The 7,462-nt window shown below is 64.2% G+C and carries 3 protein-coding genes and 2 pseudogenes; 4 read left to right on the forward strand and 1 reads right to left on the reverse strand.

Features of this window, described 5'->3' with window-relative positions:
• Positions 1–241 precede the first annotated feature (241 nt).
• The 4 genes and pseudogenes from AC0L3K_RS11480 to AC0L3K_RS11495 form a co-directional block, all read left to right on the forward strand.
• Positions 242–2,395: a methyl-accepting chemotaxis protein gene (locus tag AC0L3K_RS11480; protein ID WP_246649621.1), complete on the forward strand. Its 2,154-nt coding sequence runs from the start codon at positions 242–244 to the stop codon at positions 2,393–2,395.
• A gap of 285 nt (positions 2,396–2,680) precedes the next feature.
• Entirely contained in the window at positions 2,681–4,423 is a 1,743-nt protein-coding gene (locus AC0L3K_RS11485) for a methyl-accepting chemotaxis protein (protein WP_473366013.1), read from the forward strand.
• A 194-nt stretch (positions 4,424–4,617) separates the two neighbouring features.
• Positions 4,618–6,588, forward strand: coding sequence for a methyl-accepting chemotaxis protein (locus AC0L3K_RS11490; RefSeq protein WP_219678684.1), 1,971 nt, complete (start codon positions 4,618–4,620; stop codon positions 6,586–6,588).
• A gap of 287 nt (positions 6,589–6,875) precedes the next feature.
• Positions 6,876–7,292: pseudogene (locus AC0L3K_RS11495) on the forward strand (MCP four helix bundle domain-containing protein); the annotation flags it as partial.
• 77 nt (positions 7,293–7,369) lie between these two features.
• Here AC0L3K_RS11495 and AC0L3K_RS11500 read toward each other — a convergent pair.
• Positions 7,370–7,462, reverse strand: a pseudogene (locus AC0L3K_RS11500) (methyl-accepting chemotaxis protein); the annotation flags it as partial.

A 7,462-nucleotide genomic window follows, 5' to 3' on the forward strand; every position in this document is an offset into this window, starting at 1 on the left:
ACGCCTTCGGCGAACGTCGGCTGCAAAAACAAACAGCGGCGACCTCAAGCTGAAATTTACAACTTGCTCGCGAAATTACCCCTTCGATTTCAACTATTTGGGCTGAAATCTCAGTATTTCTCCGAACCCTCCCGTTAACCAGAATGCGAAAACACGAGGACTAGATTCTCCGGCAAGGGCGATCAACGTCCATGCAGCCGGCAAGGACTTGGCTGCGTGTTTCCTTCGGGGAAAACGTACCATGTTGAGCCCTGCACATCATCAGGCCCGAACTCAGGCCGCCAGCGCGTGGAGTCGGCTCGGACATGTTCGGATCGGCACGATCTTGCCGATCATCATCTCTGCCCTGGTCTTGCTGGGGTTGGCCTCGGCCGGATTCATCGCCTATGAGGCCATCCTCAAGAGGCGAGAGTCCGGGGCATTCCTGAAGGTCAATGCAGTTGCCCAGCTGCTGCTGCGCAGCGCAGGACATTGGGCGATTGAACGCGGGCTGACCAACGCCGTGCTGAAGTCTCCTGATGTCGTCAGCCCCGAGCGCCGTGCCGAAATCGCAAAGGCGCGCGCGACGGCCGACGAGGCCTTTCGGCAAGCCATCCTCGATATCAGCGCGATTCCCGAAATGGCGGCGGGGCAAAGACAGATTGCGGACGCAGCGACGAAATTCGAGGCGCTGCGTCTCTTGCGTGAGAAGGCCGACGTGGGAATGTCGCGCCCGCGCGTCGAACGCGAACCTGACCTCGTCGATGGCTTCGCGCCAACGATTACGGAGGTGATCGACGTCGCGAGCAACCGCTTGCGGCTGACGCTCGAAACTCTCACCAGCCCGCCCGTGGCAAGGCTGGCGCAGCTCATCGGCTTGCGACATCTGACAGCTCAGATGGCCGAGAATGCCGGAAGGGAGCGGGCCCTGCTGGCCGGTGTCGTCGGTGCGCGTGCGAAGCTCGGGATGGAGGGCTATGAGCGCCTTTCGGCGCTGCGGGCCAAGGTCGAGCTCGCATGGGACACCGTATTGCCGGTGCGGCTGCGCTCGGACCTCGCCCTGCAGATCGGCGAGGCGATGACGGAGGTCGAGAAGTCCTATTTTGGACTCTACGGTGAAACGCGGGCGCTTGTGCTCGCCGGTGGCGAAGCCGGGGACTACAAGATCACGGGACCCGAGTACTTCACGCGGGCCACTGCCGGCATCAATGCGGTGCTGAAGCTCGGTGAAGCCATTGGCGCGGCCGCTGACCGCGAAGCCACGATGCAGGCAGAAGTCAGCACTCGTAATTTCGCTTTCACGGTCGTGTTGCTCTGCGCCTCGGTGATGCTCGCTGGCCTCAGTTTCTGGATCACCTTTGGCCGGATCCTCAAGCCGCTTTCAGCCATTTCGGTTGCGATGGGTGGGCTCGCCAATGGCGACTTCACGACGGTCGTACCAGGCACCCGCCGAGGTGACGAGGTCGGCGAGATGGCACGGACCGTTGAAGTCTTCAAGCAAAACGGCCTCGAAGTCGAACGCATGCGCGGCGATCACGCTGCGGCCGAGAAGCGGGCAGCCGAGCAGCGCAAGGTGGAAATGCGGAAGCTGGCCGACGGCTTCGAAGCCGCGATCGGGGAGATCGTCGACACCGTGTCCTCGGCAGCGACCGAGCTGGAAGCCTCGGCGTCGACGCTCACATCGACTGCGGAGCGTGGGCAGCAGCTCACGACCATGGTTGCTGCGGCCTCCGAGGAGGCGTCCGCCAACGTACAGGCGGTGGCGTCGGCGACCGAGGAGCTGTCGTCCTCTATCACCGAGATCAGCAGGCAGGTGCAGGAATCGGCCCGCGTGGCCCACGAAGCTGTCGGCCAGGCGCGTGTCACCACCGAGCGTGTCGGCGAATTGTCCAAGGCGGCGACGCGGATCGGCGCCGTGGTCGAGCTGATCAGCACGATCGCAGGTCAGACCAATCTCCTGGCGCTCAACGCGACCATCGAGGCCGCGCGCGCCGGCGAAGCGGGTCGCGGCTTTGCGGTTGTCGCCTCCGAGGTCAAGGCACTCGCCGAACAGACCGCGAAAGCCACCGGTGAGATCGGGCAGCAGATCGCCAGCATCCAGACCGCGACCGAGCATTCGGTCGGCGCAATCAAGGACATCAGCGGCACTATCGAGAAGCTCTCGGAGATTTCCTCCACGATCGCGGCGGCCGTGGAAGAGCAGGGCGCGGCGACACAGGAAATCTCCCGCAACGTGCAGCAGGCGGCGGAAGGCACCCATCAGGTCTCGGCCAACATCACCGACGTGCAGCGCGGGGCGAGCGAGACCGGCTCGGCGTCGTCGCAGGTGCTGGCGGCGGCCCAGTCGCTCTCTGGCGACAGCAACCGTCTCAAGCTCGAAGTCGGCAACTTCCTCGATACCGTGCGCGCAGCGTGACGCGGCATCGCGCAGCGCAAGCGGAACGCGAGATCGGGTTCGTCTGCTGAGCGACGACGCGCCCGCGCACTGGGATTGACGTTAACGCACGTGACGCGGCAAATTCGCGAGGCGTGTTCCGATTGCGCGGGATGGTTGCGATAATCCGGCAATTGAGCGACATATTCAGTATTTTTACTCAAGCGGCATCGCCTCGCGCTTAACGTTAATGGAAAGCTCGCAGACTAGCCTCCAAGGCTGTTCGCGCGCTTCGCCGCGACAATGCGTATCCCGGGGATGTTTTCGATGATGTTCATTCAGAATCTGCGAATTGCCACCAAACTCGCCATCACCTCGGCGCTGACCCTCGCGCTCGTTGCGCTGATGATCCTCCTCCAGATGAGCGGAAGTGCCGAGGTCCAGAAGCTCAACAATAGCGCATCGGGACAGCAGGCGATCGCGCAAAACGCCGCAGAAGCGAAGGCGTCGGTGCGGGGCATGCAGATCGGCATTCGCGACATCCTGACCTCGTCCTCGCCTGCCGAGTTGCAGAAGGCCGCCAGCTATTTCAACGACCGCCAGACGGCTGCCCTTAAGTTTTCCGGTGAAATGGCAGGGCTCTCGCAATCGCCGGAGAACCACAAACGTATCGACCGCCTGACCGTGTTGATTGGCAATTTCCAGAAAGGCGAGCAGCAGATCGAGGCGATCCGTAAGCAGGAGCTCGCGCTCGAGTCGAGGAAGGACGGCGAAGCGGCGACGCAATTGGCAAAGCTGACCGCTGAAATCATCCGCATCCGCAAGGAGATGCTGATGCCGACCAACGCGGAAATATCGGAACTGGCCGACGAGATCACGAACTTCGCCAAGCATAAGAGTGCAGAGGCGCGCACGGCGGCGGAAACAGAGGCTGCGTCCGTTGCGCGGACGTCATTCGTCGCAGGCGTGCTGGTCGCGCTGGTCCTGATCGGCGCGTGCGTCTTCTCGATCTTCAGCATTGCCCGTCCGATGCGCGCCCTGACTGTCGCGATGGAGAAGCTCGCGGGCGGCGACTTCGCTGTGGTGCTGCCGGGCCTCGGCCGCAAGGACGAGGTCGGCGGCGTTGCCGGTGCCGTCGAAAAATTCAAGACCGTATCCGAGCAGAAGGCGCGCGAGGAAGCGGAAGCCAAGATGCGGCAGGACCAGATGGCGGCCGAGCAGCGCAAGGCCGAGATGCGCAGGCTTGCCGACAGTTTCGAAGGCGCCGTCGGCGAGATTGTCGGCACGGTGTCGTCGGCCTCGACCGAACTCGAAGCGTCGGCCACGACGCTGACCTCGACCGCCGAGCGCACGCAACAGCTCACGACCGTGGTTGCAGCAGCCTCGGAGGAAGCCTCGACCAACGTGCAATCGGTGGCGTCTGCGACCGAAGAGCTGTCGTCCTCGATCACCGAGATCAGCCGCCAGGTGCAGGAATCGGCGCGGGTCGCGAGCGAGGCGGTGACCCAGGCCCGCACCACAACGGACCGTGTCGGCGAATTGTCCAAGGCGGCGGCTCGCATTGGCGACGTGGTCGAGCTGATCAACACCATCGCCGGCCAGACCAATCTGCTGGCGCTCAATGCCACCATCGAGGCGGCACGCGCGGGCGAAGCCGGTCGTGGCTTTGCCGTGGTGGCTTCCGAAGTGAAGGCGCTCGCGGAGCAGACCGCAAAGGCGACCGGCGAAATCGGCCAGCAGATTTCGGGCATTCAGGCCGCGACGCAGGACTCGGTCGCCGCCATCAGCGCCATCAGCAACACCATTGAAAAGCTGTCCGAGATATCGTCCACGATCGCTGCGGCCGTCGAGGAGCAGGGCGCGGCGACGCAGGAGATCTCCCGCAACGTGCAGCAGGCGGCGGAAGGCACCCATCGGGTCTCGTCCAACATCACCGACGTGCAGCGCGGCGCGGGCGAAACCGGCTCGGCATCGTCGCAGGTGCTGGCAGCCGCGCAGTCGCTGTCGGGCGACAGCAACCGCCTCAAGCTCGAGGTCGGAAAATTCCTCGACACCGTGCGCGCGGCCTGACGGGCGCATATCTCTGAGAGAACTGCAACCGCCGCGCGTAGAAGCGCGGCGTTTGCGCGCGTGCATATTGCGGCGCCGCGACGAAGACCGCGCAGGGTTAACTTTCCGGAAAACCGATGCAGTCATGATCCCCGCAATATTCCGGGCGCTGAGTCGCCCTCACGTATTGCGTATCGACGTATTGGAGCACACTCATGAGCGGCCCTTCCATTCGCCTCGCCCACAAGGTCATGGCGATCGGACTGTTCGGATTGTTGGGCCTCGTCGCCTTCGGCGCGATCTACGAGATCGGCAGTCTCTCCCAGGACGCCTCTCGCGAGATTGCCAACCGGGCTCGTGCGATCGCCGACATCGACAAGCAGCTCTCGATCGAGATGCTGGAGGCTCGCCGGGACGAGAAGAACTTCCAGCAGCGCCGCAACGAAAGCTACGCCAAGGCCCATGCCGAATTGATCGGCCCGATCAACCGCGACTTCGAGGAGATCGAGCGGCTGGTTGCGGCCGGCGGCATGGGCGCGCTGTCCGACCGGATGAAGCAGGCGCATGACGGCTTCAAGCGATACGCGTCGGACTTCGGCGCATTGGTGGCCGCGGAGACCCGGCTCGGCCTGAACGAGACGCTGGGCCTCTCCGGCTCGCTCCGCGCCGCCGTGCACGACATTGAGGCCAAGCTCAAGGAGATCGACGATCCCAGGTCCACGAGCTGGATGCTGATGATGCGCCGGCATGAGAAGGATTTCATGCTGCGGCGCGACCCAAAATACATCGCCGAGATGAAGAAGGCCGCAGTTGAATTCTCCAAGGCGATAGAGGTTGTCGCGGTCCCTACGGCGGTGATGAACGACATCACGGCCAAGCTGCAGAAATACCAGTCCGAGTTCGCGGCGTGGGCCGACACTGCACGGCAGAGCGCCGCCCTTGACGCCAGCATGATGAAGACCTTCCGCGAGCTCGAGCCGGGTATGGTCGAGGTACGCAATACAGTTGAAGGCCTGTACAAGCAGGCCGAATTTGGGGAAGCCGCGACCCGCGATGCCGTGCGCATATGGATGATGGTCGCCTTCGGCGTCACCGTCGTAGTGCTCGCCGCAGTCGGCTTCCTTCTGGGGCGTTCGATCTCGAAGTCGCTTGCCGGCATGGTCGGTGCGATGACGCGGCTTGCGCGCGGCGAGCTTTCGATTTCCGTTCCCGGCATCGGGCGCAGGGACGAGATCGGCGAGATGGCCGGTGCCGTCGAGGTGTTCAGGACCAACATGGTGGAGGCCGAGCGGCTGCGCGTCGAGCAGATCGATGCCGAGGCGCGCGGGCGCCAGCAGCGTAAGGCCGACATGCACCGGCTCGCCGATAATTTCGAAGGCGCGGTCGGCGAGATCATCGATACTGTTTCATCGGCTGCAACCGAGCTCGAGGCGTCTTCGAACACGCTGACGCAGGCCGCCGAGCGCGGCAACGGGCTTGCCACCGTCGTGGCGGCCGCCTCCGAAGAGGCCTCCGCGAACGTGCAGTCGGTGTCTTCAGCGAGCGAGGAAATGACCTCCTCGATCTCCGAGATCAGCCGTCAGGTGCAGGAATCGGCGCGTGTCGCCGATGTCGCCGTCGAGCAGGCCCAGCGCACCAATGCGCGCGTCGCCGAGCTGACCAAGGCCGCTTCCCGCATTGGCGACGTGGTCGAGCTGATCAACACCATCGCCAGCCAGACCAATCTGCTGGCGCTCAACGCGACGATCGAAGCGGCGCGAGCGGGCGAGGCCGGCAAGGGTTTTGCCGTGGTCGCGACTGAAGTCAAGGCGCTCGCCGAGCAGACTGCGAAAGCGACCGGCGAGATCAGCCAGCACATCGGTGCGATCCAGACCGCAACGCAAGACTCAGCCGGGGCGATCAAGGAGATCGGCGACACCATCGCGCGGATGTCGGAGATCTCGTCGACCATCGCGGCCGCGGTCGAGGAGCAGGGCGCCGCCACGCAGGAGATCTCCCGCAACATCCAGCACGCCGCGAATGGCACCTCCGAAGTCTCAGCGAATATCGGCCACGTCCAGCGCGGCGCAGGCGAAACCGGGGCTGCCTCGGCGCAGGTGCATTCGGCTGCGCAATCCCTTTCGCAGGAGAGCAACCGGCTGAAGAGCGAGGTCGCGCGCTTCCTGGAATCGGTACGGGTGGCGTGACAGCCGCTGCCGCGTTGGTCGCATGTTGCGGCGCAAGCGGACACGCTGCGCGTGGCAGCATGAGGTGGCTGCGAGCTGCAACAAATGGTTGCATGAGAAATAGCGACTGTCGGAAGTGTCCCGTAATTTTACGTAGGTCCCTGTTAACGCCTGCTTGCGACTATGTGTGCAATCTCACGGGATAAGAACCAGCCAGCATTGTTGAACTGACATCCGTCTCGCCACCGTCGTGGCGATCACGGCGCAAATGATTTGCGCGTTGTCAGGTAACATCGGGATTTGTCGTGATGTCGAAATTGTCGATCGTCTTCAAGCTTCTGGCCGTGCTGTCGGTCCTCGTTCTTTCGCTCGCCGGTGTCGGCGTGACGGCGATCGGCACCATGCAGAACATCAATTCCCATACGGTCGAGATTGCGGAGAGCTGGCTGCCCAGCGTGCGCGCGCTTGGCTCGCTTCGCGCCGACATCAACGAGCTGCGCGTGGCGCTCCGTCTGCATCTGATGCAGGACAGCGTCGAGGGCAAGGACGCCGCCGAGAAGCGCTTGGCCTCGCTGCGCGCGCGCATCGACCAGACCCGCAAGGTCTACGAGCCGCTGATCACCTCCGCCGAGGAGCGCTCGCTCTATGGGCAATGGAGCACGGCGTGGGCCGAGTATCTGAACGGCGTGCAGGACGTGATGGCGTTGTCGCGCAAGGGCGTGGGGGGGGGGGGCGGCCCCCCCCCCGCCGGCGCGGGCGCGCCCCGGCCGGGGCCGGCGGCCCCCCCCCCCCCCACCGCGCCCCCCGCGGCGCCGCCCCGCGCCGCCTCGATCGTTGCATTGAGCGCCAGAAGATTGGTCTGGCCCGCGATCTGGCTGATGAGCTCGACCACGTC

It is taken from the genome of Bradyrhizobium sp. MI1.10 (genome assembly GCF_055811035.1).